The sequence below is a fragment of the Azospirillum sp. B510 genome (assembly GCF_000010725.1).
In the GTDB taxonomy this organism is placed as follows: Bacteria; Pseudomonadota; Alphaproteobacteria; order Azospirillales; family Azospirillaceae; genus Azospirillum; species Azospirillum lipoferum_B.
Window position 1 is genome coordinate 1,184,869 of the sequence record NC_013854.1, and the last position, 24,837, is coordinate 1,209,705.

The 24,837-nt window shown below is 67.6% G+C and carries 22 protein-coding genes and 1 tRNA gene; 16 read left to right on the forward strand and 7 right to left on the reverse strand.

Features of this window, described 5'->3' with window-relative positions; all coding sequences use genetic code 11:
* Positions 1 to 64: 64 nt before the first annotated feature.
* A complete protein-coding gene (gene serA / locus AZL_RS05545) occupies positions 65 to 1,309 on the forward strand; it encodes a phosphoglycerate dehydrogenase (RefSeq protein ID WP_012973672.1) in 1,245 nt (414 codons plus the stop codon).
* Between the two features lie 118 nt (positions 1,310 to 1,427).
* A complete protein-coding gene (locus AZL_RS05550) occupies positions 1,428 to 2,150 on the forward strand; it encodes a hypothetical protein (RefSeq protein ID WP_148219211.1) in 723 nt (240 codons plus the stop codon).
* Between the two features lie 9 nt (positions 2,151 to 2,159).
* Here AZL_RS05550 and AZL_RS05555 read toward each other — a convergent pair whose 3' ends face one another.
* The 3 genes from AZL_RS05555 to carA form a co-directional block, all read right to left on the reverse strand.
* Positions 2,160 to 2,417 carry an HNH endonuclease gene (locus AZL_RS05555; RefSeq protein ID WP_247894288.1) on the reverse strand — a complete coding sequence of 86 codons (258 nt, stop codon included), beginning with the start codon at positions 2,415 to 2,417 and terminating at the stop codon, positions 2,160 to 2,162.
* Positions 2,418 to 2,463: 46 nt separating this feature from the next.
* Complete coding sequence (locus AZL_RS05560) at positions 2,464 to 3,462, reverse strand: EamA family transporter (protein WP_012973675.1); 999 nt, start codon at positions 3,460 to 3,462, stop codon at positions 2,464 to 2,466.
* 100 nt (positions 3,463 to 3,562) lie between these two features.
* Positions 3,563 to 4,735, reverse strand: coding sequence for a glutamine-hydrolyzing carbamoyl-phosphate synthase small subunit (carA, locus tag AZL_RS05565; RefSeq protein ID WP_012973676.1), 1,173 nt, complete (start codon positions 4,733 to 4,735; stop codon positions 3,563 to 3,565).
* A 355-nt stretch (positions 4,736 to 5,090) separates the two neighbouring features.
* Between carA and AZL_RS05570 the strand changes: the two genes are divergently transcribed.
* The 7 genes from AZL_RS05570 to AZL_RS36240 all read left to right on the forward strand — a co-directional run bounded on the left by AZL_RS05570 (position 5,091) and on the right by AZL_RS36240 (position 13,596).
* Positions 5,091 to 5,555, forward strand: a complete 465-nt coding sequence (locus tag AZL_RS05570; protein ID WP_012973677.1) for a GatB/YqeY domain-containing protein — start codon at positions 5,091 to 5,093, stop codon at positions 5,553 to 5,555.
* 147 nt (positions 5,556 to 5,702) lie between these two features.
* Entirely contained in the window at positions 5,703 to 6,299 is a 597-nt protein-coding gene (locus tag AZL_RS05575; RefSeq protein WP_148219212.1) for a Uma2 family endonuclease, read from the forward strand.
* Between the two features lie 121 nt (positions 6,300 to 6,420).
* Complete coding sequence (gene dnaG, locus AZL_RS36860) at positions 6,421 to 9,273, forward strand: DNA primase (protein WP_012973679.1); 2,853 nt, start codon at positions 6,421 to 6,423, stop codon at positions 9,271 to 9,273.
* A 225-nt stretch (positions 9,274 to 9,498) separates the two neighbouring features.
* Positions 9,499 to 11,511: an RNA polymerase sigma factor RpoD gene (rpoD, locus tag AZL_RS05585; protein WP_012973680.1), complete on the forward strand. Its 2,013-nt coding sequence runs from the start codon at positions 9,499 to 9,501 to the stop codon at positions 11,509 to 11,511.
* A gap of 132 nt (positions 11,512 to 11,643) precedes the next feature.
* Positions 11,644 to 11,719 (forward strand) — tRNA-Ile (locus AZL_RS05590).
* A gap of 414 nt (positions 11,720 to 12,133) precedes the next feature.
* Positions 12,134 to 12,643, forward strand: coding sequence for a sigma-70 family RNA polymerase sigma factor (locus AZL_RS05595; RefSeq protein ID WP_012973681.1), 510 nt, complete (start codon positions 12,134 to 12,136; stop codon positions 12,641 to 12,643).
* Entirely contained in the window at positions 12,643 to 13,596 is a 954-nt protein-coding gene (locus AZL_RS36240; protein ID WP_012973682.1) for an anti-sigma factor family protein, read from the forward strand. The genes AZL_RS05595 and AZL_RS36240 overlap by 1 nt, the downstream gene beginning before the upstream one ends.
* Positions 13,597 to 13,633: 37 nt before the next feature.
* Here the strand turns inward: AZL_RS36240 and AZL_RS05605 are convergent, their stop codons facing one another.
* Positions 13,634 to 14,278, reverse strand: a complete 645-nt coding sequence (locus AZL_RS05605) for an alpha/beta hydrolase (protein WP_148219214.1) — start codon at positions 14,276 to 14,278, stop codon at positions 13,634 to 13,636.
* Between the two features lie 191 nt (positions 14,279 to 14,469).
* On the opposite strand from AZL_RS05605, the gene AZL_RS05610 reads away from it, so the two are divergent.
* The 5 genes from AZL_RS05610 (at position 14,470) to AZL_RS05630 (ending at position 18,779) form a co-directional block, all read left to right on the forward strand.
* Complete coding sequence (locus tag AZL_RS05610) at positions 14,470 to 15,246, forward strand: SRPBCC family protein (RefSeq protein WP_247894289.1); 777 nt, start codon at positions 14,470 to 14,472, stop codon at positions 15,244 to 15,246.
* Entirely contained in the window at positions 15,243 to 16,358 is a 1,116-nt protein-coding gene (locus AZL_RS05615) for a zinc-dependent alcohol dehydrogenase (RefSeq protein WP_012973685.1), read from the forward strand. Before AZL_RS05610 ends, AZL_RS05615 begins: the two co-directional genes overlap by 4 nt.
* A 186-nt stretch (positions 16,359 to 16,544) precedes the next feature.
* Positions 16,545 to 17,264, forward strand: coding sequence for a DUF6683 family protein (locus AZL_RS05620; protein WP_042442606.1), 720 nt, complete (start codon positions 16,545 to 16,547; stop codon positions 17,262 to 17,264).
* A 795-nt stretch (positions 17,265 to 18,059) separates the two neighbouring features.
* Positions 18,060 to 18,308, forward strand: coding sequence for a hypothetical protein (locus tag AZL_RS05625; RefSeq protein ID WP_148219215.1), 249 nt, complete (start codon positions 18,060 to 18,062; stop codon positions 18,306 to 18,308).
* A 126-nt stretch (positions 18,309 to 18,434) separates the two neighbouring features.
* A complete protein-coding gene (locus AZL_RS05630; RefSeq protein WP_247894290.1) occupies positions 18,435 to 18,779 on the forward strand; it encodes a hypothetical protein in 345 nt (114 codons plus the stop codon).
* Between the two features lie 55 nt (positions 18,780 to 18,834).
* On the opposite strand, the gene AZL_RS05635 is transcribed toward AZL_RS05630, so the two are convergent.
* A complete protein-coding gene (locus AZL_RS05635; RefSeq protein WP_148219216.1) occupies positions 18,835 to 20,526 on the reverse strand; it encodes a polysaccharide deacetylase family protein in 1,692 nt (563 codons plus the stop codon).
* Positions 20,527 to 20,863: 337 nt separating this feature from the next.
* On the opposite strand from AZL_RS05635, the gene AZL_RS05640 reads away from it, so the two are divergent.
* Positions 20,864 to 21,232, forward strand: coding sequence for a DUF2934 domain-containing protein (locus tag AZL_RS05640; protein ID WP_042442610.1), 369 nt, complete (start codon positions 20,864 to 20,866; stop codon positions 21,230 to 21,232).
* A gap of 59 nt (positions 21,233 to 21,291) precedes the next feature.
* On the opposite strand, the gene AZL_RS05645 is transcribed toward AZL_RS05640, so the two are convergent.
* Complete coding sequence (locus AZL_RS05645; RefSeq protein ID WP_042442611.1) at positions 21,292 to 22,560, reverse strand: L,D-transpeptidase family protein; 1,269 nt, start codon at positions 22,558 to 22,560, stop codon at positions 21,292 to 21,294.
* A 374-nt stretch (positions 22,561 to 22,934) separates the two neighbouring features.
* On the opposite strand from AZL_RS05645, the gene AZL_RS05650 reads away from it, so the two are divergent.
* Complete coding sequence (locus AZL_RS05650) at positions 22,935 to 23,564, forward strand: DUF882 domain-containing protein (protein ID WP_012973691.1); 630 nt, start codon at positions 22,935 to 22,937, stop codon at positions 23,562 to 23,564.
* A gap of 188 nt (positions 23,565 to 23,752) precedes the next feature.
* Here AZL_RS05650 and AZL_RS37600 read toward each other — a convergent pair whose 3' ends face one another.
* On the reverse strand, positions 23,753 to 24,634 hold the full coding sequence (locus AZL_RS37600) for a helix-turn-helix domain-containing protein (RefSeq protein WP_371304225.1): 882 nt from the start codon (positions 24,632 to 24,634) through the stop codon (positions 23,753 to 23,755).
* Between the last annotated feature and the right edge of the window lie 203 nt (positions 24,635 to 24,837).

Here is a 24,837-nt window from a genome sequence, read left to right on the forward strand (position 1 = left end):
ACGCGCCGTATCCGGCGGGCGGACCTGGCGGAACAGAACCGATGCCCAGATACGGATGCCGGCCGTGACCAAGCTCTCGCTCTCCAAGGACAAGATCAACATCCTTCTTCTGGAAGGTGTGCACGACAACGCCATCGACGAGCTGGCCCGTGGCGGCTACGCCTCCGTCGAGCGGCTGCCGCGCGCCCTGGACGAGTCCGAACTGCTGGAGCGCATCGGTTCGGTCCATATCCTGGGCATCCGCTCGCGCACCCATCTGACCGCCAAGGTGTTCGAGGCGGCGCAGAAGCTGATCACCGTCGGCTGCTTCTGCATCGGCACCAATCAGGTCGACCTGAAGGCGGCGCGCCGCAACGGCATTCCGGTCTTCAACGCCCCCTATTCCAACACCCGGTCGGTGGCGGAGCTGGTGATCGGCGAGATCATCATGCTGATGCGCGGCATCTTCGAGAAGTCGCAGCTGGTCCATGGCGGCGGCTGGATGAAGTCGGCCAAGGACAGTTACGAGATCCGCGGCAAGACGCTGGGCATCGTCGGCTATGGCCATATCGGCACCCAGGTGTCGATCCTGGCCGAGGCCATGGGCATGCAGGTCCGCTTCTACGACACCGTGCGCAAACTGGCGCTCGGCAACGCGCGGGCCTGCGACTCGCTGGAGGAGCTGCTGTCGGTGTCCGACGTGGTGACCCTGCATGTGCCCGACACCCCGCAGACCCGCAACATGATCGGCGAGCGCGAGCTGGCCGCCATGAAGAACGGCAGCCACCTGATCAACGCCGCCCGCGGGCAGGTGGTGGTCATCGAGGCGCTGGCCGCCGCGATGAAGTCCGGCCATGTGCTGGGCGCCGCCATCGACGTCTTCCCGGTCGAGCCCGGCTCCGACAAGGAGGAGTTCCAGAGCGCGCTGCGCGGCATCAAGACCGCCATCCTGACCCCGCATATCGGCGGCTCGACGATGGAGGCCCAGGCCAACATCGGCACCGAGGTGGCGCAGAAGCTGATCGAGTATTCGGACAACGGCTCCACCGTCGGCGCCGTGAACTTCCCGCAGGTGGCGCTGCCGGTGCAGGCCGGCTGCACCCGCTTCCTGCACGTCCACGAGAACCGTCCCGGCATGCTGCGCAAGGTGAACGAGGTGTTCTCCGGGCGCGACCTGAACATCGCCGCCCAGTATCTCCAGACCGATCCGGAGCTGGGCTATGTGGTGGTCGACGTCGACGGCGATGTCGAGGAGCTGGAGGTCACCAACGACCTGCGCGCCATCGAAGGCACGCTGAAGGCGCGCTTCCTGTTCCCGTCGCATCATTGACGGGACTGGGGAAACTTGAGGGGTGGGGCGTCGGATCGCACCGTCGAGGGGGCGTCCCACCAAACCTCCTTCCGCCATGCCACTTGTTTGCGAACGGTTTCCCGGTAACAGTACCGGCATGACCGTTCGCCACCTGTTCCTTGTCCTTTCGGCCATGTTCGTTGCCGCGTCGCCGGTCGCCGCGCAATCCAACGGTTGCGCCGGATTCCCGCAGGCCAAGCTCAATCTGGACGGCGTCCTGGCGCCGATCCAGCGCGACGACGGCCTGACCATCGCGCAGCTCACCCGGCTTCCCGGGCGCACGCCCGGCCCGGCGGGGGCCGCCAACAGCCATGTGCTGGGGCTGACCCAGGCGCGCTATGGCGAGCAGTCGCAGGTCTCGGCCCAGGTCAAGGCGATGGGCGATGGCACCTACTGCGCCGCGGCCAGCGTGCTGGCCATCAGTTTCGGGTTCCAGCAGCGCATCGTCCATGTCGCCAGGGAGATTCCCGCCAGCTCCTGCCTGTTCGGCGAGGTGCTGGCCCATGAGATGCGCCATGTCGTGGTGGACGAGGCCCTGCTGGCCGAGATGATGCCGCAGATTCGCGGTCGTCTGGAGCAGGTGACCGCCGAGATGGCGCCGGTCCGTTCCCGCAGCCAGTCCCAGGCGATGGCGGCGATCCGCCGGCCTCTGGAATCGGCGATGAGGCGGATCATGCAGGATTTCGGCCGCGAGCGCGACCGCCGGCAGGCCCAGGTCGACACGGCGGAGGAGTATGAGCGGGTGAGCCGCGTCTGCAACGGCGAGGCCCGCAACTATCTGCCCAAGCCTGCCCAGCAGCCGACGGTTCGCCGGGGGTGAGAGCCGGTTTCAGCGCTTGCGCCGCCGCCGGTCGGTGGCGTGGCCGTCGGTGAATTCCGGCGGCTTGCGGCGGACCCAGCGGATGAAGGCGGCGATGTTGGGATGACCGCGCAGAGCCTCGATCCCGTGATACTGGTCGCGCAGCTGCTGTTCGGTCAGCACGGCGTGGATCTTGGCGTGGCAGATTCGGTGCATCGTCACCGTCTCCCGCCCGCCATAGGTCCGGGGGATCAGGTGATGCTCGTTCAGGCTGGCGCCCGGCACCATCGCCCGTCCGCACAGCGGGCAGGCGGGGTGCTCTTGCGGTGGAACGTCAGGGGCGGAGATGGGGGGTGGCGGCAGGCGGCGCATGGTGCCCGCAGGATATGGCGGGAATCCGCCGCCGGAAAAGCCGCCGCGGAGGACGCCGTCTTCCGCCACGCGCATCCGTGGCGGCCGAGGCGGGCGTTCCGGCCGGCGCCGCCGGTTTCGCCTGGACCCGCTGGCTGACCCAGACGCTGCCGAGCGCCAGCACCATGCCGGCGATCTGGTAGCTGGTCAGCGACTGGCCGAGCAGCGCCCAGCCCAGCACCACCGCCGTCACCGGGCTGAGGAAGCCCAGCGGCGCCACCGCCGAGGGTTCGAGCCGCGACAGGCCGCGGAACCACAGGATATAGGTCAGCGCCGCGCCGATCAGGCCGAGATAGGCGAAGCCCAGCAGGTTGGCCGCGCTCGGCGGCGGCAGCGCCGGCTCCAGCAGCAGCGCCACCGGCACCAGCAGGACGCCGCCGGCCGTCAGCTGCCAGGCGGTGAAGGTCAGCGGCGACACCGGCGGGCGCCAGGGCCGGCTCAGCACCGTGCCGGCCGCCATCGACCCGGCGCCGGCCAGGGCGGCGAGCACGCCGATGCCGTCCAGCGCCGCGCTGGGCTTCAGCACCAGCAGGGCGACGCCGACGATGCCGGCCAGGGCGGCGGCGACGGCGAGCGGGCGGATCGGCGTGCCCAGCAGCGGGCGCGACAGGGCGATGACGATCAGCGGCTGCACCGCCCCCACCGTGGCCGCCACCCCGCCGGGCAGGCGGTAGGCCGACACGAACAGCATCCCCCAGAAGAAGGAGGAGTTCAGCGCCCCCAGCGCCAGCGAGCGGCCCCACCAGCAGCCCCACGGCAACCGGCGGACCAGCAACAGCAACAGCAGCCCGGCGGGCAGGGCGCGCAGCAGCGCCACAGTCATCGGATAGCCCTGCGGCAGCAGTTCGGTGGTGACGATGTAGGTGCTGCCCCAGATCGCCGGGGCGACGGCGGTCAGCGGCAGGTCGGTGGAGCGGGCCATGATCCGGCTTCTTCCTTGGGAGCGGCGGCAGGCGGGGCTGGAAACGAAAAGGGCGCCCCCGAAGGAACGCCCCTTTCAGCGGACCTGCTTCGCCGGAGCGTCAGGCCGCCTTCTTCTCGGCGATCAACTGGACGAAGCGGTCGAACAGATAATGGCTGTCCTGCGGACCGGGCGAGGCTTCCGGATGGTACTGCACCGAGAAGACCGGCTTGCCCTTCAGGCGGATGCCCTCGTTGGTGCCGTCGAACAGGCTGACATGGGTGACCTCGGCGTCGGCCGGCAGGGTCTCCGGCACCACGACGAAGCCGTGATTCTGGCTGGTGATCTCGACCCGGCCCGAGACGAGATCCTTCACCGGATGGTTGGCGCCACGGTGGCCCTGCTGCATCTTGGTGGTCTTGGCGCCCAGCGCCAGCGACAGCATCTGGTGGCCCAGGCAGATGCCGAACATCGGCACGCCGGTGTCGAGCAGCCCCTTGATGGTCGGCACGGCATATTCGCCGGTGGCGGCGGGGTCGCCGGGGCCGTTGGACAGGAAGACACCGTCCGGCTGGTGGCGCATCACATCCTCCACCGAGGCGGTCGAGGGAACCACTGTCACCTTGCAGCCGGCCGCGGCGAGGCAGCGCAGGATGTTGCGCTTGGCGCCGTAATCGATGGCGACGACATGATACCGCGGCTTGTCCTGGGTGGCATAGCCGCCGCCGATGGTCCAGGCCGCCTCGGTCCAGTCATAGGTCTGGCGGCAGGACACGTCCTTGGCCAGATCCATGCCCTCCAGCCCCGGCCAGCCCTTGGCCTTGGCGACCAGCGCGTCGATGTCGAACCTGCCGTCCGGGGCATGGGCGACGACGCCGTTCGGCGCGCCCAGGTCGCGGATGCGGCGGGTCAGGCGCCGGGTGTCGACGCCGGCCAGCCCGACGAGGCCGTAGCTCTTCAGCCAGTCGTCGAGATGGCGGGTGGCGCGCCAGTTCGACGGGTCGGTGATGTCGGCGCGCAGGATCAGGCCGCGGGCGGCCGGCGTGATGGTCTCGATGTCCTCGGCGTTGGCGCCGGTGTTGCCGATGTGCGGGAAGGTGAAGGTGATGATCTGGCCGGCATAGCTGGGATCGGTCAGGATCTCCTGGTAGCCGGTCATGGAGGTGTTGAAGCACACCTCGCCCACCGAATCCCCCGTGGCGCCGATGCCTCGGCCGCGGAACACCGTGCCGTCGGCCAGAACCAGCACGCCGGTGTGAACCGCATTGTCGGAGGGGGGAGTGGCGAGAGTCATTCCTGTGAACCTTCCCAAAAACCGCGGCCGGCGACGGATCGGCTGATCGGCGGAACGGCGACGGCCTAGCGTCCCGCCGGGCGCGCACACGCAACCGCTCGCACCCCACCTTCGCCGTGATCGGGCGATGACATGGGATCGAGTGGGCTGATCGGGTGGGCCGGACATCCTATATGACGATTGGACGCCCGATTTCCAGCAATAGCTTTGCAGGGCGGCCCTGAGCCGCCGACAAAGTTGGCCATCGGCAAAGCCGGCCCATTTGTGTGGAAATCGGCGGGCGCTTTCGGGATAGTCGCCCTTTCCCGCCGAATGCCGGGCACGATGACTGCACGATGAACAAGGAAGACAGGACATGACGCTGCGCACGCAGTTCAACGACAGCTTGAAGGACGCGATGCGCGCGAAGGACCAGCGCGCGGTGTCCACCATCCGCATGATCCTCGCCGGGCTGAAGGACCGCGACATCGCCGCCCGCACGCGCGGCGTCACCGACGGCATCGACGAGGCGGAGACCCTGTCGATGCTGCAAGGGATGGTGAAGCAGCGCAACGAGTCGGCCGGGCTGTACGAGCAGGGTGGCCGTCCCGAGCTGGCCCAGCAGGAGCGCGAGGAGATCGCCGTCATCGAGCGCTTCCTGCCGAAGCAGTTGACCGAGGAGGAGGCCGGGGCCGCCATCGACGCCATCGTGACCGAGCTGGGGGCCGCCAGCATCAAGGACATGGGCAAGGTGATGGCCGAGCTGAAGGCCCGCCATGCCGGGCAGATGGACTTCGCCAAGGCCGGCGGTCTGGTGAAGGCGCGGCTGTCCGGCAAGTGAGAGCGGGCTGACGAAAGCCGGCTGACGGGGCGCTGGCCGCCAGGGGGCGACTCAGGCTAGGCTTGAGGGTGGGCGCCCCCAAGGCGGTGGTCCCATGGCGGCGGTCCGGGCGCGGCGGCCGGGAGGATGTGGCGGGAGAACAGTGGAATGGTCGCGGTCCGCAAATCCACCATTTCGGGCATGACCGTCGCGGAGTTCCTGGACTGGAACGGCGACGGCACCGACACGCGCTATGAGCTGGTGAACGGCGAACCGCGCGCCATGGCGCCTGCCAGCATCACCCATGGCATCCTGCAAAGCACCGTCGCCCGTGTGATCGGCAACCATCTGGCCGACCGTGCGCCCGGCTGCCATATCGTGACCGCTCCGGGCGTGCAGCCCCGCGTCCGTTCCAGCCACAACATGCGCATTCCCGACCTGGGCGTGACCTGCGCCCCGGACGAGCGCGGACTGCGCACGCTGCCCGATCCGGTCCTGCTGATCGAGATCCTGTCGCCCAGCAACGAGGCCGAGACCTGGGAGAATGTCTGGACCTACACCACGCTGCCATCGGTTCGCGAGATCCTGGTGCTGTGGACCTCCGCGGTCGGTGCGGAGCTCTTGTGCCGGCAGGCGGATGGAAGCTGGCCGGAAAGCCCGCTGGTGATCGGCGCGGACGGGATGCTCGGCCTGGACAGCATCGGCTATCAGGTCCCCTTGAGCACGCTCTATGCCGGAACACATCTCGCCAGGCAGCCGGACTGACGCGGTCCGCCCGAGCCATCCGCGCCCCGGGCGGGCCGGCGGCGCTGGTTCCCATACCATGCCTCTGCTATAGCCTTGCGCCCGTCGCGCCCCGTCCATCCATCCTGGTGACCGTTCGACCATGGCCTTCCCGCCCCAATTCCTGGAAGAACTGCGCACCCGCCTGACCCTGTCGGAGGTGGTCTCCAAGCGCCTGCGCCTGATCCGTGCCGGCCGCGAGTACAAGGCCCCCTGTCCCTTCCACAATGAGAAGTCGCCGTCCTTCTACGTCAACGACCAGAAGGGCTTCTTCCATTGTCTGGCGGCGGAAACCCCCGTGATCCTGCCGGATGGGGCTCGTCCCATCGCGGGACTCGCCGGCACAACCCAGACGGTTCTGACCCGTGGCGGGAAATGGGTTCCCGCGGCCTTCAAATCCTACGGCATCCAAAAGCTCATGCGCGTTACATTGACGCGCAACGGGCAGACCAAGGTGCTGCACGCGACCGCAGGTCACCGCTGGTTCGTCCGAGGCGTTATCGGAGACGTGGTGACCAGCCAGCTCCGCCGCGGCCACCGGCTCGAGGCGGTTCTGCCGGAGCCGCGGTGCGACTGGTCGCTTGATCCCGATGGTATCGCCCATGGCATCGTGTTCGGCGACGGTTCCGTTCAAAAGGGATACGGCCATGTTCACCTGCACGGTGAAAAAGACAAAGTGCTGACCGGTTGGTTTCCAGATCGGACGCCACAGCCAAAGCTGACGGAGCAGGGCAAGCCCTATCTGCGAATTTACGGCGGCAAAGCATTCGGACATATGAAGGCGCTGCCGGCTCTGGAAGACAGCACCGATGCTTACCTGCTTGGCTTTCTGGCTGGCTATATCGCCGCCGATGGCCATGTGGCGAAGGACGGAACCGTCATGCTCCACAGTGCCGACCGGGCACATCTGGAGTGGGTGCGCACCGCCGCTCTCAGGCTGGGGATCGGCACCTACGGCATTACCTTGGCGACGCGCCGCGGGCTGGCGACGGAACCCTGTGATATCTTCCGCCTCCATTTCGTGCCGTCCACCATGGACGCATCGCTGTTCCTCGGCCATCAGGCACGGGAGCGCTACGAGCAAGCCAGCAAGTCATTCGCCCGTCTGCGCTGGGTCGTGGCGTCCGTCGAGGAAACCGATAGGGAGGAGGAGGTTTTCTGCGCCGAAGTCCCCGGTGAGCATGCCTTCGCGCTGGAAGACAATATTCTCACCGGCAATTGCTTCGGCTGCGGCGCCCATGGCGACATCATCGGTTTCGTCATGCGCCACGACAATCTCGGCTTTCCCGAGGCGGTCGAACATCTGGCCGGCGAGGCCGGTCTGCCGGTGCCGCGCCCGACGGAGGAGGACCGCCAGCGCTACGAGCGGCGCAAGACCCTGCATGATCTGGTCGAGCAGGCGACGCGCTGGTTCGAGCAGCAGTTGCACGGCTCCGCCGGGCGGGCGGGGCTCGACTATTTCCTGCGGCGCGGGCTGGACGGCGACACCATCGCCCGCTTCCGCCTCGGCTATGCGCCCGGCGATTCCAACGCGCTGCGCACCCATCTGGGCAAGCAGGGCTTTTCCGACGACGACATGATCAATGCCGGGCTGCTGAAGCGGCCCGACGACGGACGGTCGCCCTACAGCTTCTTCCGCAACCGCGTGATGTTCCCGGTCACCGACCGGCGCGGGCAGGTGGTCGCCTTCGGCGGGCGCATCCTGGAGGGCGACGGGCCGAAATACGTCAACACCGCCGACACCCCGCTCTTCCACAAGGGCACGCTGCTCTACGGCCTGTCGCGGGCGCGGCAGGCGGCGGCGGACGGCAAGCCGGTGATCGTCGCCGAAGGCTATATGGATGTCATCGCCCTGGTGCGCGCCGGCTTCGAGGGGGCGGTGGCGCCGCTCGGCACCGCGCTGACCGAGACCCAGGTGCAGGAGTTGTGGAAGCTGATCCCGGCGGCGGAGAAGGTGCCCTTCCTGTGTTTCGACGGCGACAATGCCGGCCGGCGCGCGGCGTGGCGGGCGGTGGAGCGCCTGCTGCCGCACCTCGCCCCCGGCCAGTCGGCCCGCGTCGCCTTCCTGCCGGAGGGCGAGGATCCCGACAGTTTGATCCGCGCCCAGGGTCCCAAGGCGATGGGTGCCGTGCTGGAGACGGCCATCCCCTTGTCCGACGCCCTGTGGCGGATGGAGAGCGAGGGGCGGCCGACCGACACGCCGGAGGCCAAGGCGGCGGTGAAGGCGGCGCTGGAGGCCCGCGTCTCCACCATCGCCGACCGCGATGTGCAGAGCTTTTACCGGACCGAGATGCGCCGCCGCGTCGATGAGGCCTTCGCCCCGGCGCGCCCGGCCTACAATCGCGGCCCCTGGGTGCCCGGCCAGGGGCGGGGCCGCTTCGGCGAGGCGCCGCGCCGCCATGTGCCGGGCACGCCGGGGCGGCTGACCTCCAAGCCGGCGGGGGAGGGGCGTGGCCGGGTCTCGCGTCTCGCCTCGATGCGGGAGCGGATCCTGCTGGCGACCCTGATCAACCATCCCGACCTGTTCGGCGAACTGGCCGAGCCGCTGGGGCTGTTGCCGTTCGGTGACCCGGAGCTGGAAAAACTGCGCTGGGCGGTCATCGAATGCCTGTCGGACGAGGGCAACCACGACTCGGCACTTGACGCCGATGCGCTTTGTCGCCACTTGTCTTCCGCCGGCCATGAGACCATGGTCGGGGCTTTGCTGAGCGAGTCGACCTATAACCATGCCGGTTTCTCCCGGCCCGATGCCTCCTCCGAGGAGGCGAGGCGGGGATGGTGGCCGGCGTGGCGTCACCTGCATCACGAGCGGGTGCTCGACGATCTCAGGGAAGCGAAGGCGGCCCTGAAGCGTGATACGAACGAGGCCAACCTCGCCCGTGTCGCGGCGCTTCAGCAGGAGGTCATCAAGTCCGGCCTGGGTATGACGGATGAGGATGATTTCGATGACGCCTGATGGAGGAGGTCCGGGGATCGACGGTTCGCATCGTCGGTGACCGGGTGTCGGGCATCGGGGGTCGGTCGATGGGACGCGGTTGATGGGACGGGGCCGCATGACAGTGTCTGTGATGGCGGGTTCTGGGTAGGTACAAGCTTGGGGGTGGGGCGGACGGGCCGGGCGACCGGGACCGATCGCTCCTTTCGTCTTTATTCACTGGGGTAATGCGGGGGCACCGATCGCATGGCCACGAAAGCTGCGAACAGCGTGGAAGTTTCCGAAACGCGGGAGGAATCCGCAGACGGTCCTCTGATGGACGGCATGGGTTTGGCCGTCAAGAAGATGATCGCCCGCGGCAAGGAGCGCGGGTATGTCACCTACGACGAGCTGAACGCAGCGCTGCCGCAGGATTCGTCCTCGTCCGAGCAGATCGAAGACACGATGGCGATGCTGTCCGAGATGGGCATCAACATCGTCGAGTCGGAAGAGCAGGATTCGGAGAACAGCGGCGAGGGGGCCAGCGACGGCGAAGGCCGGTCGTCGGGCAATCTCGACGACGACGACATCGGCCGTACCGACGACCCCGTGCGCATGTATCTGCGCGAGATGGGGTCGGTGGAGCTGCTGTCGCGCGAAGGCGAAATCGCCATCGCCAAGCGGATCGAAGCCGGCCGCGAGATGATGATCGGCGCGATCTGCGAATCGCCCCTGACCATCCGCGCCATCCTGGAGTGGCATGATTCCCTGATGGAAGGGAAGATGCTGCTGCGCGACATCATCGACCTGGACGCCACCTATGGCGGTGGTCCGGACGGCGAGGAGATGCCGGAGGGGTTGGCCGAGGTGGTCGAGGCCGCCGGGGCCGCCGGCCCCGCCGGGGCGGCCCCCGCCGCCGACGCGCCGGCCGACGAGGAGGGCGACGAACCGCGCCCGCCGCGCGCCGAAGGCGAAGGCGAAGAGGGCGAGGAAGGCGAGGAGGGCGAGAACGCCCTGTCGCTGTCCGCCATGGAAGCCGCGCTGAAGCCGCAGGTCATCGAGACCTTCGAGAACATCAAGGCGACCTACGACAAGCTGCACAAGCTGCATGAGTCCCGCATGGCGGCGATGCAGCGCGGCGAGGATCTCGGCAAGCAGACGGACAGGAAGTACGACAAGCTAAAGACCGAGATGGTCGAGCTGATGAACACCGTCCGCCTGAACAACCAGCGCATCGAACAGCTGGTCGAGCAGCTCTATGGCCTGAACCGCAAGCTGACCGGCTTCGAAGGCCGTCTGCTGCGCATGGCCACCGAGTGCCGGGTGAAGCGCGAGGACTTCCTGAACCAGTATTTCGGCCATGAGCTGGACCCGAACTGGCTGGAGCGCATCCGTGGCCTGAACCCCAAGACCTGGGGCAAGTTCGCGGAGAAGTATGACGGCGACATCCGCAAGACTCGCGAGGCGATCTCCAACGTCGCCGAGGAAGCGCGCCTGCCGATCAACGAGTTCCGCCGCATCGTCTCCACCGTCCAGAAGGGCGAGAAGGAGGCGAGCCGCGCCAAGAAGGAGATGGTCGAGGCCAACCTGCGTCTCGTCATCTCCATCGCCAAGAAATACACGAACCGCGGCCTTCAGTTCCTGGACCTGATCCAGGAGGGCAACATCGGCCTGATGAAGGCGGTGGACAAGTTCGAGTACCGGCGCGGCTACAAGTTCTCGACCTACGCCACCTGGTGGATTCGTCAGGCGATCACCCGCTCGATCGCCGACCAGGCGCGGACCATCCGCATCCCGGTCCACATGATCGAGACGATTAACAAGCTGGTCCGCACCAGCCGCCAGATGCTGCACGAGATCGGCCGCGAGCCGACCCCGGAGGAGCTGGCCGAGCGTCTGATGATGCCGCTGGAGAAGGTGCGCAAGGTCCTGAAGATCGCCAAGGAGCCGATCTCCCTCGAAACGCCGATCGGCGACGAGGAGGATTCGCATCTCGGTGATTTCATCGAGGACAAGAACGCGGTCCTGCCGCTGGACGCGGCCATCCAGGCCAACCTGCGCGAGACGACGACCCGCGTTCTGGCCTCGCTGACGCCGCGCGAGGAGCGTGTCCTGCGCATGCGCTTCGGCATCGGCATGAACACCGACCATACGCTGGAAGAGGTCGGCCAGCAGTTCAACGTCACCCGCGAGCGCATCCGCCAGATCGAGGCGAAGGCTCTGCGCAAGCTGAAGCACCCGTCGCGGTCGCGCAAGCTGCGCAGCTTCCTGGATACCTGATCCGGGACGGTTGTTTTCGAGACGAAGCGGGGGCCGGTCGGCCCCCGTTTTCGTTTTCGGGCTTCCACGTCGGAATGATGAACGAGGGGTTGCATTTTCCCAAGGCTTTGTCGCAAAGTGCGCCTCGCGGTAGGGCCTGTAGTTCAGCGGTTAGAACGCGCCGCTCATAACGGTGTTGTCGTCGGTTCGAATCCGGCCGGGCCCACCAATCTTTCCCGACCGACCCAACGCTCTGATCGGGGGGCATTGGTCGTGCGTGACGTTCTCCAACTCATTCAATCGGCCGCGGCATTGTGGCGGCGCGGGAACCAGCGGTGGTGGGCCGATCTGGCGGCGCGGCGGGTTGGCCTGGCGGGCAACTGACGGGGCCGTTCTGAAGCCTTTTCGGCACAAGCCTGGCCGTGCCGCACAAATTTTGCTGCAAGCGTCACGAAGTCTGGAATAAAGGATGCGTGGCGCGCGTTCGCACCCATATGCATCGGGTCCCCCCTTCGGTCGCAGGATCGGCCGGGACGGCCCGGCCCTGGAGTTGCGGCGCCGTGTCGCCCCGTCCGTCCTTTCGGGAGGAGGGGGGAGGCCATGGCGTGAGCCGTGGCGTGATCGGTAAGGATCGGGTGCGCGGTTGAGCAAATTCGGGGTCGATCTGGAAGTCCACATTGCGTCCTTGCGGCGCTATGCGCGCGCGTTGCTGCGCAACGGCGCGGATGCGGAGGATCTGGTGCAGGAGGCGTTGACGCGCGCGGTGGCGCGTGCCGACAGCTTCCAGGCGGGGACGAACCTGCGGGCATGGCTTTTCACCATCCTGCACAACGTCCACGTCAATCAGGTCCGTTCCAAGGCCGCCCGGCCGCAGGAGGTCGATGTCGACGATGTCGAATCCAAGCTGGTCAGCCCGGCCCGGCAGGAGGAGCGTGTCGAACTGCGCGAGATGATGCGCGCGGTCGACGAGTTGCCGGAGGAACAGCGCAAGGTGCTGCTTCTGGTGGCGCTGGAGGGCCTGAAATACGACGAGGTCGCCGATATGCTCGGCGTGCCGATCGGGACCGTCATGTCACGCCTCTCCAGGGCGCGCGAGGCGGTGCGGGCGAAACTGGCGAACGAGGGTGGCGTCACCCTCCGGCGGGTGAAGTGATGAATGCGCATCTGACGACGGGACGGGTCACGGAGGACGAACTCCACGCCTATGTGGATGGGCAGCTGGACGGCAACCGCCGGCTGGCGGTGGAGCGATGGCTGGCCGAGGATCCGGAGGCGGCGCGCCGGGCGGAGGATTACCGCGCCCAGGCTATTCTGCTGCACGAGATGTTCGACGGCATCCTGCGCGAACCGCCGAGCGACAAGGTTCAGGAGCTGTCGGACCGGCTGAAGGGGCGCATCGCCTTCAACGACAACCGCCCGGCCTGGCATGCCCGGCCGCTGGTGCGCTTCGCCGCGGCGGTGATGCTGGTGGTCGCCGGTGCGGCCGGCGGCTGGATGGGCCGCGGCGTCGATCAGCAGGCGTCCGCCCCCGTCGCCCAGCAGCGCCAGACGCTGGCCACCTTCGCCCAGGAAGCGACGCAGGCGCACCGTTTCTACACCTCGGACGAACGGTTCCAGGTGGAGCTGGGGGCCGACAATCAGGACGAGCTGAACGGCTGGCTGTCCAAGCGGATGGGCCGCGATGTCTTCGGTCCCGACCTCGGCCGCGTCGGCTTCCGGCTGATCGGCGGCCGGTCGCTGCCGACCGATCTCGGCGCCGGCGCGCAATATATGTACGCCAACGACGCCAACAAGCGGATCACCCTGTTCGTCGGCGCCCCCCAGAGCGGCAACCAGTCCAACTTCAGTTTCACCCAGAATGGCGACGTCGCCACCTTCTATTGGGTCGAGGGGCCGCTGGCCTACGCGCTGGCAGGCCGGCTGTCGAAGGAGGAACTGCTGGAGATCGCCAAGGCGGTCTATCAGGACGTCAAGGCCGGTCCGCCGCGCCGCGATCCTCCGCCGGCCGAACAGCCGCAGCAGCAGCAACAGCAACCGCAGCAGCAACAGGATCGTCCGCCGGGCGTGCAGCCGGTCAGCGACACGCAGAAGGCCAAGGAAAGCTGAGGCGAATGGATGGGAAGGGGGGCCGGCGGCTCCCCTTTCACCGTTTGAGCAAGGTCCCCTTCAACCAGTCGCGCACCTCGCGGCACACCGCCTCGGAGGCTTCGTCCAGCGCGTGGCCGGTGCCGGGGACCAGGACCAGCTTCTTCGGGTCGCGCGCCTTGCGATGGACGTGGATCGAACAGCTGGGCGGCAGGATCTCGTCCGCCTCCCCATGGATCAGCAGGATCGGGCAGGACAGGTCGCCGACCGGTTCGATCCCATAACCCTGGGTCGCCAGCGTCACCACGGTGCAGACGGCGCCGCGGTTCGATGCCGCCGCCTGGATGACGACCGCGCCGCCGAAGGAATGACCGACCAGCGCCACATGGTGGATGCCCTGGCGCCCGAGGAAGCTCAACCCGCACAGCACGTCATACACCGACTCCTCCAGATCGCGCGGGTTCCGGAAGCACAGGCGCAACGAGGCGATGGCTTCGGCGATCAGGTTGGCGGCCAGCCGCGGATAGAGGCCGCGGGCCGGCGTATCGAACCCGCCGCCGATCCCGCCGACCCACAGCACCGCCAGCTCGGCGCCCGGCGCCGGGTAATAGCGGGCCTGGACCGTGCCACGGTCGGTTTCCAGCGTCACCGGCCGAAAGCCTTCGGCGTCGGCGATGCCCATGGTGGCGTCAAGAAGAGGCACGGCATCCTCCCTTTCCATTTGCGCGGCTGACGGGAACAACAGCGGGACCGCCCCCTCGGTTCATCTCCGTCCGACGACGACGCAACGAAGCCGCGACCCGGCTGTTCTCTGTCGATGGTCCTCGGACAGCCGGGAAAGGAGCGGCGATGGCATCGAACCGTTTGGTCGGGGGAAAACCAGCCGGAGGCGGCGTGGCCGGATTTGGAGCCGGTGGCCGCTGGCTCGCCATGATGGGCGGCACCGCCTTGGGCGTGTTGGGGCTTGGCCTTCTTGAACGGCGGTGGGAACGGCGGTCGGAGCCGCAAGCGTGGCGGGGCGGGATCCGGTGGGGTGGGGCGATGCTGGCCTTGGGCGGTACCGGCCTGGTCGTCGCCGGCTTCCTGGGGTCGCCGCCCTTCGGCGGAGGGTCCCCGCGCAACCCCGATGCGTGGCGCGGCCGTGCCCCGGCCTCCCGCCGCCGCTCACGGACGCCGGAGCGCACACAGGCGGTCGTCACCATCGCGGCGGATGCGGGGACGATCTTCCGTTTCTGGCGCAACTTCGCCAATCTGCCGAAGCTGATGCCGCAGCTTGAGCGGGTCGATGTTCTGTCCGCCAGCGAGAGCAGATGGATCGTCGGTTCCGGCGCGTTTGTGCGGTCCGAGCCTTTGAGCTGGCGTTGCGTGCTCGACCGCGTCGACCAGGACCGGCTGCTGACCTGGCACACGGCTGGTGAGACGGCGCTGCCGCACCGCGCCTCGCTGATGCTGGGCCCGGCGCCGGGCGACCGGGGGACGGAGGTGCGGCTGACGCTGGTCTACCGCGTGCCGGCCACCGAGGTGGCGGCGCGTCTGGGGGTCGCGCCGGACCGGCTGGCGGAGGAGGCGCTGCGCCGGTTGAAGCAGCGGGTGGAGACCGGTGAGTTGTCCACCACCGACCGGCAGCCGCGCGGAAACGGTTCCGGACCTTCCCGTGAGGTGACGGAATGAAGGCGCTTTGCTGGAACGGACCGAATGACCTGCGGGTGGAGCGCGTGCCCGATCCGGTGCTGGTCAATCCCCATGACGTGATCATCAAGGTGGCTCTGTCGTCGGTCTGCGGGTCGGACCTGGCTCTGATCGACGGCCATGTCCCGGCCATGCGGCCCGGTGACATCATCGGCCATGAATTCCTGGGCGTGATCGTGGAGAAAGGGCCGGAGGTCCGCCATCTGAACCGCGGCGACCGGGTCGTCACCATGTCCGTCATCGGCTGCGGCCGGTGCGGCCATTGCCGGCGGGGCGAAAGCGCGCTGTGCGACAACTCCAACCCGAACCCGGACCATGCCCGTGCCGCCCATGGTCATTGCGGCGCCGGCGTCTTCGGCTACAGCCATGCCTTCGGCGGCTATGCCGGCAGCCATGCCGACTATGTCCGCGTGCCCTATGCCGATTTCAATGCCGTCCGCGTGCCCGACGGGGTAAGCGACGAGCGGGCGGTCTTCCTCTCCGATGCCGTGCCGACCGGCTACATGGCCGCCGACATGGCCGGTATCCGTCCAGGCGACGTGGTGGCGGTGTGGGGCTGTGGCGGCGTCGGCCAGATGGCGATCCGCAGCGCCTATCTGCTGGGCGCCGAGCGGGTGATCGGCATCGACCGCTTTTCCGACCGGCTGCGCGCCGCCCAGATGAAGGCGGGGGCGGAGACGCTGGATCACAGCCGTGTCGATGTCTTCGACGCGCTCCAGGCGATGACCGGCGGACGCGGTCCCGATGTCTGCATCGACGCCGTCGGCATGGTGGCCGACAGGCCGGCGGTGCCGCGCCAGATGATCGAGAGCTGCCGCAAGGGCGGCACCCTGTCCATCGTCGGCATTCATGGCGGATCGATCGACAGCTTCCCGATGGGGGCGGCGATGCACAAGGGGCTGACCTTCCGCATGGGCCGGCAGAACGGCCAGCGCTACGCCGCGCGCCTGTTCGAGCATGTCCGCGACGGCGCGCTGGATCCCTCCTACCTGATGACGCACCGGCTGCCCCTGGACGACGGTCCGCGGGCCTATCGCATGTTCAAGGAGAAGGCCGACGGCTGCCTGCGTGTCGTCTTCGCCCCGACAGGCTGAGAGGAGGGGGAGCGCGATGGAGCTGGTCCATGCCCACCCCGCCGCCCGCGGCGTCGGCGAGCGGGTCGGAATGGGAGGTGGCCCGGTGGCGATACCCCCATTGCGGCTCTTTCCGGATGGAGCGGCATGTCGTCCGCTCTCCTTCGTCGCCAATTTGGACAGGAGTGCTGAATGAGGAGAGTGTCATTGGTCGTCGCCCTCGCGGTTTGCCTGGGTGCGGGCGGCGGCGGGAGCGGTGCGTCCGCCGAGCAGTTCATCAATGACGGCTGGTCGTGGAGCGTCCTCGTGCCGTCGATCGCCCAGACCGATATCCTCGGCACCCACCTTCGCGAACTCAGGAACCGCGACGAACAGCGCAACGCGCCGCCGCCCGATGTTTCACGGCTGGGCTACACGCCGTCGAAAGCGCGCCGCACCGCCAATCTCGCCGCATTCGTCGAAAAGACGCGGGCGGTCGATCCGGCCGGCGCGGCCGACCTCCAGAGGCTGTTCGCCCAGGGGGACGTGATCGAGAGGATCGCCGCGCTGATCGCGCCCTATGGCCTGCGGGTCGACAATCTCGCGGATGTCTACGCGCTGTGGTGGATCACCGCCTGGCAGGCGACGCGGGGCGACAATGACACGCTGGGCCGGGACATGTATGCCGCCGTTCGTGCCCAGGCCGCGCGTGCGCTGAACGCCGCCGGCGGTCCCGGCAAGGCGCCCGACGCCCAGAAGCAGGAGCTTGCCGAAGCGCTGCTGGTCCAGACGGCGCTGATCGAGGTCGCGGTCGAGCAGGCCAAGAGCGATCCCGCAAGGATGCGGCAGGTCCGTGCCGCGGTCCGCAAGGGGGCGCTGGGCATGGGGCTGGATATGGACCGGATGGAGATCACCGGTGGCGGCTTCGTTCCAGGCGGCGGCCCCTGACGGACGCGACGGGAATTCCCTCCGCGCGCCTGTCTCCCGCCCCGCCCCCACCGTCCGGCCGCTATGGGGGAGAGCGGAAAGCGAAGGGACGCCAGGGGGTTCGGCGTGGGGGCGCTCGAAGGTCATAGGGCGGCCGAGGGAGGCGCCCGCCACCCGCAACGATGGTGCAATGGCCATGGGAACAGTTGTCAACAGGGCATGTCAGGGTGTGAAATCAAGGAACCGCACCGAATGTGACAGATTTCGGTTGACACGCGGTCAGGGCTTCCAGAGCCGCTAAAGCGGCTTTCCCTTTTTAAATCAGGCGCTTGCTTCGAATGCCTGGTTTTTGGGCAAACACAGCGGGGTCCTTGAATCGCCTGGGGCGAATCGGGACTGCCCACGGCTTGCCCACACAGTTATCCACAGCCTCTGTGGAGACCGTGGGCTTGGCCCCCCGGTGATGCCTCCTGTCGTGCCCGCCGTCCGGCCCTGTGCTTTCGATGAGTGTGCTTTGGACGGAGGTGGTGAGACGGCTCTGCGCAAAGGGGTAATCGCTTTGGATTTTGGCCAGGCCGGAAAAAGCATCCTATAGTTCCTTCGATGGTTCTTCCGGCAATGGTCCTTCCGGTGGTTTGGCTGGGGATGACCCGACCGCCTGCAATCACGGACGACCGTACGGGTGCGGGGAAAGCAGTCAGAGCGGAGGCGCCAATGCGTAGCGTTGTGCGAAATGTCGCCGGCATGCCGCATCCGGCGGTCCGATCCGGGTGGCGGGATGCCGATACCGTTCCGGTCCCGGTTTCGGAGCGCCCGATGCGCGGAGCCCTGGCCCTGCTGCCGGCGGTTTTCGGCCCGCTTTTGGCGGCATCGGTGTTGGGGGCGCTGATCCTGCATCTCCTGGCCGGCCTGATGGCCCGCCTCCTCGCCGCCGATGCGTTGGGTGCCCTGTCGGTCATGGCCGGAATGGTCGTGGTCCTGGTCACCCTGCTGCCATTCGCCTTGCTGTCGCTCGGACGGGCGCGGCGGGCATGGGCCAGAGTGCGGGGCACCCTTCGGCGCTGAAGGGCGCTTGCGCAGGATTCCGTTGCTCCGCGATGAGTGCCCGCGTTTAATCGCGGGCGAGGGTGGCGTTCGCCCTTCCGCCCGGCGCTCCGTGGCGGTTTTCCGGGGCGCGGCCGGGGGCTTGGGATGGGGCTTTTCGATTTCCTGAAGGTTACGGTAACCGACAAGAAGGCGGCGGATCCGCCCGCCCGCCGTATGCCGATCAGCGTCATCCAGTGCGATGGAAAGAGCTTTCCCATCGTGTCGCTGACGGCCAAGGGTTTTGTCGCGCGCGGTTTCGACGGGTCCCTGGTCGTCGGTCAGAATGCCAAGGTGTCGGTTCGTGTCGACGATGCCGACGGCAAGTTCACCTTCAACGCGACCGTCTCGGTGGTGGAGATCAAGGGGGATACGGTTGGGGCGATCTGGTCGATCCTGCCGACCGATGTCGATGCGGTGATCCGCCAATACGCCCAGCGTCGGAAGAAGTAGGGCCCAGGGAGGCGGGGGCGCGGGAGGTCCGGCAGGCGGCGTTACCCAGGCGGCGTCACTGGCGCCCGGTCGCCGCCTCCGCCGCGTTGGCGGCGGGCATGCCGGCATTGACGATCTTCGGCAGAGCCAGCTGGCGCGCCCGCTCCAGCCATTCCGACAGGGTGATGAACTCGCAGCCCTTGGCCCGCAGCTCGGCGATCACGCGGGGCAGGGCCTGCGCCGTGCTGGCGTATGTGGAGTGCATCAGGAAGACGTTGCCCGGCATGCCGGCGATCTTGATCTGGTTGACGATCTTGTCGGCGTTGCGCACCTGCCAGTCGCGCGTGTCGATCGACCACAGGACGGAGCCCATATGCTCCTCCCGCGCGATGCTCAGCAACTCGTCGGAATAGCGGCCATAGGGCGGGCGGAACAGCACGGGGTTGGCGCCGAAGCTCCGGAGGATGCGGTTGGTCTCCGCGATCTCGTACCGGGCGCCGGCCGCATCCATCTTGCGCAGGTCGGAATGGGTCAGGCTGTGATTGCCGATCTCGTGACCGCTGGCGATGAAATCGTGAATCAGCTCGCCCTGGCGTTCGGCGATGCGGCCGACCGGGAAATAGGTCGCGCGCACACCCTCCTGATTGAGAATGTCCAGAATCTGCCGGGTGACCGTGCGATGCGGTCCGTCATCGAAGGTCAGGGCGCAGAGATTCCAGTTTTCCCGTTTGAGCGTCGCCGGCATCACGTCATAGCGGGAATCCGGCATCACCGAGCGCAGCCGGCCCTTGCGGCGGCTGTGCTGCTCGATGTCCGCCATGGTGCGGGCGTCCTCCTCGTTGTAGATCACCAGCCCATCGGCTGGCGGCACCGCGCCGGCCGCGGACGGCGGCGGCGGGACCAGCGGCGCGGCGAAGGCCGAGCCGATCGGCGCCAGGACGGAGGTGGTGGTCGTCGTCACCGTCTCCCGATCGCCGGCCGCCTGCTGCGCCGGCTTCGCGTCGGCCACGAACGGAGCGGGCGGCGGGGCCTTCGCATCGGTGGGCTTCGCCTCGGCAGTCTTCATCGCGGCCGGTTTGTCGGGAGCCGGCTTGTCGGAGGTCTGCTTTTCGGCGGATTGCTTGGGAGCGCTTTGCTTTTCCGGGGGCGTCTTTTCGGGAACCGCCTTCGCCTGGGCTGCCTGGGCCGTCTGGGCCGGCGCCGCGGTCGGAGCGGGGATGGGGAGGGGACGATCGACGACGAGGCAGCCGAAGCCCGAACCGACGATGTGGCGGCACAGCGCCCGCGCATCGGTATCCTTGGCGACCTGGGCGTAGAGGGCGACGCCCGCGGCCTCGTTCTTGCCATCCAGCGGCATGACCGACGGGGTCAGGCCGGTCGCCAGGTCGCGCCGCTGCTGTTGGAGGCTTTTCCAACTCCACCAGGCGTCGGCATCGCGGGAGAAGATGCCGAGCTGGAGGACCGGGCCGTCGGAAACGGGTGTCGGCGCCTGGGTGGGCGCCTGGGGAGGCGCCGGCGTGGACGCCTTGGTCTCCGTCTTCGCGGCGGGCGGCTTGGCGGCGGGCTGGCGTTTGGCGGCGGAGTCGGCCGCCTGGGAGGGCTGGGCGGAAGGCAGGGAGGACAGGCTGAGAACGCAGGCCAGCAGAGTGGCCTTCAGCACGCCGCCGCGCTTGCCCATCGCCGGAATGCGGCCGGGGTTCCGGGTATCATCGGCCGGCTTGGAGCGGAGGCTGTGGAAGGCGGCGTTCGGCCAGGAAATACGTAACATATCGGTCCCGTCGCTTGGCCCAGCCACTCTCTCGCGGACCGGCGGTTGATGGCGGTGCAATAACACCACGATAGGGCTAATTCAAACGACAAGCGGCGCATTTGTGACAGCTCCGACGCTTTTCGCGCCGGCGTTGCCATTGGGAAACGGTGGCCGAAATGGAGCGGCCCGACGGGTACGGAAAGGAAAAGCGGCGGTTGGCGTGAAAGCCGCCGGAACTCTCCGGGGAGTGGCGGGGTTGATTGGGCAGCCGCGACGCGGCCGGGCATGGCGTCAGCCGGCGCCAGCCGCCCCGTCATCCCCCTGGAAAGCGGCAGCCGCGAAGGAGACGACCTGTATGGCCGAGGATTTGGAAAGCCGCATCCGTCGGCGCGCGCATGAGATCTGGGAACGTGAAGGCCGGCCCGAGGGCCGGGCCGACGCCAATTGGGAGTTGGCCAGCGAAGAGATCGCGATCCAGGACAATTATCGCGACACTCTGAAACCCAATCCGGCGGGCGGCCCGGAAGCGACCGCGATGCGGACAGAGCCGGTCGAGCCAGTGCTGAGCATCGTCAACCAGGGTGAACAGCCGGGCCTCGCCGACCAGGGAGAGGAGATCGGGATCCCGATGCATGGCGACCGCGACGCCTGGCCGACGCCGGAGGACGCGGCCGCCACCGCCGTTCCAGCCAACCGCGGCAGGAGGACCAGGCGGCGGGCGTAGCCTGCCATCCCGATGCGCCGGCCGCCTGGAGAAACCGCCTGGAGAAACCTCCCCGGCCGTCAGGCGCGGGACTTGTCGGCGCCGGCCGGCGATGCCGCCGGCTCGGCGGGCGGCGCGGCGGCTGGAAGCGCACCGGGCGCCATCGGAGCCGCCGGAGCCGGCGACGGGGTCGACATCGCGGTCGGCGCATCATCCGCCCGGTCATAGATGTCGGGGTGCAGGCGGACGGCGCCGTCGGCCTCCACCGTCGCGATCCAATAGACGAACTGCACCGGCATCGGCGTCGGCAGCTTGACCCACTGGGGTTGCTGCTTGTCCAGCATGCGGTCGATCCGTTCGGGAGTCACGCTGCTGCCCTGGAGCAGAAGCTCGGCCAGCCGGCGCGGATCCTCCAGCCGGACACAGCCGGAGCTGATCGATCGCAATTCACGCGCGAAAAGCCGCGGCTCGTTGGTGCCATGGAGATAGATGTCGTAGGGATTGGTCAGGTTGAAGCGGAAGCGGCCCAGCGCGTTGTGGTTGCCCGGCTGCTGCACGATGCGGACCCGGCCGGGCGTGACGTCATGCCAGTCGACCGTTTCCGGCGCCACCTCCTGCCCGTCGAGATAGACGATGGCGTTCTGGATGCCGGGGGTGCCCTTCGCCCGCAGCATCGGCAGCTTGTCCTCCTTCAGAACGGTCGGCGGCACCGTCCAGGTCGGGTTGACTATGATGTGGGTGATGCGGTCGGTCAGCAACGGGGTCTCGCGCGACGGCCGGCCGACGATGGCGCGCATCGTCAGCTCCTCCTCCCCGCCGCGCACCAGGGTGGTGGTCTGGTCGGTCAGGTTGACCACCAGCACATTGTCCGGCGCCGTGTCGCGGAAGCTGCGCATGGCGACCGCGCTTTGCCGCATCAGCGCCGCCGCCTCCGCCGGCGTGCGGTCGAGCGCCGCGCGGGTGCCGGCGCCGACCAGCCCGTCGGGCTTCATCCGCTGAGCCAGCTGGAAGGCCTTCACCGCGTGGTCGATGTCGGCGGTGAACAGTTCCGCCACCTTGTCCGCCGGCAGCAGGCCAAGCTCTACCAGCCGCTGCGCCAGCCGGCCGACCCGCTCTCCGCTGCTGCCGAGCTTCATCAGCCCGCCGTCGCCGATCCGGGTGGAGGGCTGCACCGCCGCCTTGTCCAGCTCGCCGGCGGCGGCGTCCAGCTTGTCGGCCCACTGGGACACGGTGTCGCGGTAGGGCAGGGCGTCCGCCGGGCTTGCTCCCAGCAAAGCCAGCGCCGATGCGGCGGAAAACGCCAGCAGGGCCAGCTTGCGGGGCGTGGAGAGATCGGCGGAAGCGGTCATGGCGGAACCCTCTGTTACCGTGGGCCGGCGGGCCATCCGAAGGGATGCGCCGCGGCTCTCTGGATCAATTTATGCAAGGCAATAATGGATGGCGAGGTCTGCGGGGCGAAAATCGGACGATCAGTCTTGCGGTGTGATCTTCCTGCCGCCGTCCTATGACCCGCCTATGCAAGAAGGTCACAGTGCGGAATTTTTTGATTGCCTCTGCCGATGACCTTCCCTATACGGATATTCGTCCGGCGACGCTCCACATCAGACGGGACGCTCCGGATCAGCGTTGGACACAAAAGCCACCGCGGGCGCCCTTGCGACCCGCCAAACGCCGAACGGCCACAGCGTAGAACGGCCAAAACGTAAAACGACGAGGTTCGGGGATGCATTTGGGGGATGACGAGCGTGCCGCTCCGGCCATCGGGCGGCGCGGGTTCCTTGGTTTTGCCGCCGCGGCGGTATCCGCCCTTCCGGCCGCATCGGGGATTGCGACCGGTCTTGCCACCAGCGTGGTGACGGCTCCGGTCCTCCTGGGTGCGGGCACGGCGGAAGCCGCCCCGCTGGCGGGCGGCGTCCGTCGTATCAGCCTGCACAACATCAACACCCAGGAACGCTTTGACGGCGTCTATTGGGCCGACGGCCAGTACAAGCCGGAGGTGCTGCGCAAGCTGGATGTGCTTTTGCGCGACCATCGGGCCAAGCAGGTCTGCCGTTACGACCCGCGTCTGTTCGATCTGCTCGCCCGCGTGCATCAGAGCGTCGGCTCCGATGATCCGTTCGAGGTCATTTGCGGTTACCGGTCCCGGCGCACCAACGCGATGGCGCGGCGCCGGTCGCGCGGGGTGGCCAAGGAAAGCTATCACACCCGCGGCATGGCCATCGACATTCGTCTGCCGGATACCCAACTGCGCGCCATTTCCGAGACCGCGAAGGGGATGCAGTCGGGCGGTGTCGGCTATTACCCGCGCAGCGGTTTCGTCCATCTCGACGTCGGTCCGGTTCGCAGCTGGTAAGCCGGGCGGCCGGACCGTCCGCGACCGAGGCCAGTGTGACGCCACCAAATCCACGGTCCATCAGCCGATTACAACCAAAGGCTCCGCATCGATTGGTGCGGAGCCTTTCCTTGTCTGGCATGCGGTGATCGCATGCGGCGTCCGTAAGGCGGCGGCCTGCGGAGGTGGTGTGCGCTTGGTCCGCAGCCTCAGTTCCGGGAGGGCGGCTTTGTCGCGCGCAGGATGTCGGTCGGGTCCCACACGGCACCGTGACGGCGGCGGGCCTTGCCCTGGCCGGAATCATCGGTGGCCTTCGCCTGCTTGACCCGAACGCCGTCGCCGCGGGGCACCCGGTTGGATTTGCGGGCGCCATCGGAGTCCTGCGTGGCGATAACGATCTCGCCATTGGAAAGACCGCCGCTGCCGGAAGACGGCGTTGCGCTTGGCGTGGTGATGTCGAACGATGGGGGCGTGAGCGGGGAGGGGTTGTCCTCGCCGTCGTCACCGTCGGCGGATCCGTCGGGTGGATCCTTGATCTCCGGTGACAGGGCGGACAGCAGGGAAAGCATCTCGTCGGAAACATGGGACGGGGCGGCCCGCCACAGGCGCAGAAGCCGTGCCTCGCGCCGGCTGATCTGGCTGTTGTTGTCGTCCGGCTCCTCGAAACCACCGCGCGAACGGCGTGGCCCGGCATCATTGTATGTGTCGAAGAAGAAGCTGACCGGGACATCCAGAACCTGGCCAAGGCGATAAAGGGTGCCGGCGGATATGCGGTTGGAACCGCGTTCGTATTTCTGAACCTGTTGAAAGGTCAGGCCGATCGCCTCGCCCAGCTTTTCCTGGCTCATCCCCAGAAGGGTCCGCCGCATCCGTACGCGCTGCCCGACATGGGCATCCACAGACCAGGATTCCGGCGATCCGCGTCGTCCTCTTTTGCGTGCCGTCGGCTCACTCATGTCCATTGGTCTCCAGTGCCCAGTCTTCTGTCGCCTCTGTTTGCGAGAATGAAAAGATTGTTCACACATTCTTTGTCTGGGTTCAAGAGAAAACTTTTGAATATTGGTGACTGAATGCCATATTCCGATAGGCATCGCTGCTGTCGCAGCATTCGTGCCACGTCGCCTGTTACAGCTTTGTATTGTTTTGCGACCACCTGCGATCAAATGCGATAAGCTTTGTTTAAACCCTGTGACCACACCCTTGGGAAAATCCCTGATTCTTTCACCTCGCCCAATGGTTGGGCCGACAGCTTTTTGTTTACAGAAATTCATCGATCGAAACCGGCAGTGGCTTG

Bases quoted from the DNA above. Each gene is read 5' to 3' on its own strand.
- AZL_RS05550 (WP_148219211.1), top strand. From the start codon at position 1,428: ATGACCGTTCGCCACCTGTTCCTTGTCCTTTCGGCCATGTTCGTTGCC.
- AZL_RS05555 (WP_247894288.1), bottom strand. From the start codon at position 2,417: ATGGTGCCGGGCGCCAGCCTGAACGAGCATCACCTGATCCCCCGGACC.
- AZL_RS05560 (WP_012973675.1), bottom strand. From the start codon at position 3,462: ATGGCCCGCTCCACCGACCTGCCGCTGACCGCCGTCGCCCCGGCGATC.
- carA (WP_012973676.1), bottom strand. From the start codon at position 4,735: ATGACTCTCGCCACTCCCCCCTCCGACAATGCGGTTCACACCGGCGTG.
- AZL_RS05570 (WP_012973677.1), top strand. From the start codon at position 5,091: ATGACGCTGCGCACGCAGTTCAACGACAGCTTGAAGGACGCGATGCGC.
- AZL_RS05575 (WP_148219212.1), top strand. From the start codon at position 5,703: ATGGTCGCGGTCCGCAAATCCACCATTTCGGGCATGACCGTCGCGGAG.
- dnaG (WP_012973679.1), top strand. From the start codon at position 6,421: ATGGCCTTCCCGCCCCAATTCCTGGAAGAACTGCGCACCCGCCTGACC.
- rpoD (WP_012973680.1), top strand. From the start codon at position 9,499: ATGGCCACGAAAGCTGCGAACAGCGTGGAAGTTTCCGAAACGCGGGAG.
- AZL_RS36240 (WP_012973682.1), top strand. From the start codon at position 12,643: ATGAATGCGCATCTGACGACGGGACGGGTCACGGAGGACGAACTCCAC.
- AZL_RS05615 (WP_012973685.1), top strand. From the start codon at position 15,243: ATGAAGGCGCTTTGCTGGAACGGACCGAATGACCTGCGGGTGGAGCGC.
- AZL_RS05625 (WP_148219215.1), top strand. From the start codon at position 18,060: ATGCGCGGAGCCCTGGCCCTGCTGCCGGCGGTTTTCGGCCCGCTTTTG.
- AZL_RS05630 (WP_247894290.1), top strand. From the start codon at position 18,435: ATGGGGCTTTTCGATTTCCTGAAGGTTACGGTAACCGACAAGAAGGCG.
- AZL_RS05635 (WP_148219216.1), bottom strand. From the start codon at position 20,526: ATGTTACGTATTTCCTGGCCGAACGCCGCCTTCCACAGCCTCCGCTCC.
- AZL_RS05640 (WP_042442610.1), top strand. From the start codon at position 20,864: ATGGCCGAGGATTTGGAAAGCCGCATCCGTCGGCGCGCGCATGAGATC.
- AZL_RS05645 (WP_042442611.1), bottom strand. From the start codon at position 22,560: ATGACCGCTTCCGCCGATCTCTCCACGCCCCGCAAGCTGGCCCTGCTG.
- AZL_RS05650 (WP_012973691.1), top strand. From the start codon at position 22,935: ATGCATTTGGGGGATGACGAGCGTGCCGCTCCGGCCATCGGGCGGCGC.
- AZL_RS37600 (WP_371304225.1), bottom strand. From the start codon at position 24,634: ATGCCTATCGGAATATGGCATTCAGTCACCAATATTCAAAAGTTTTCT.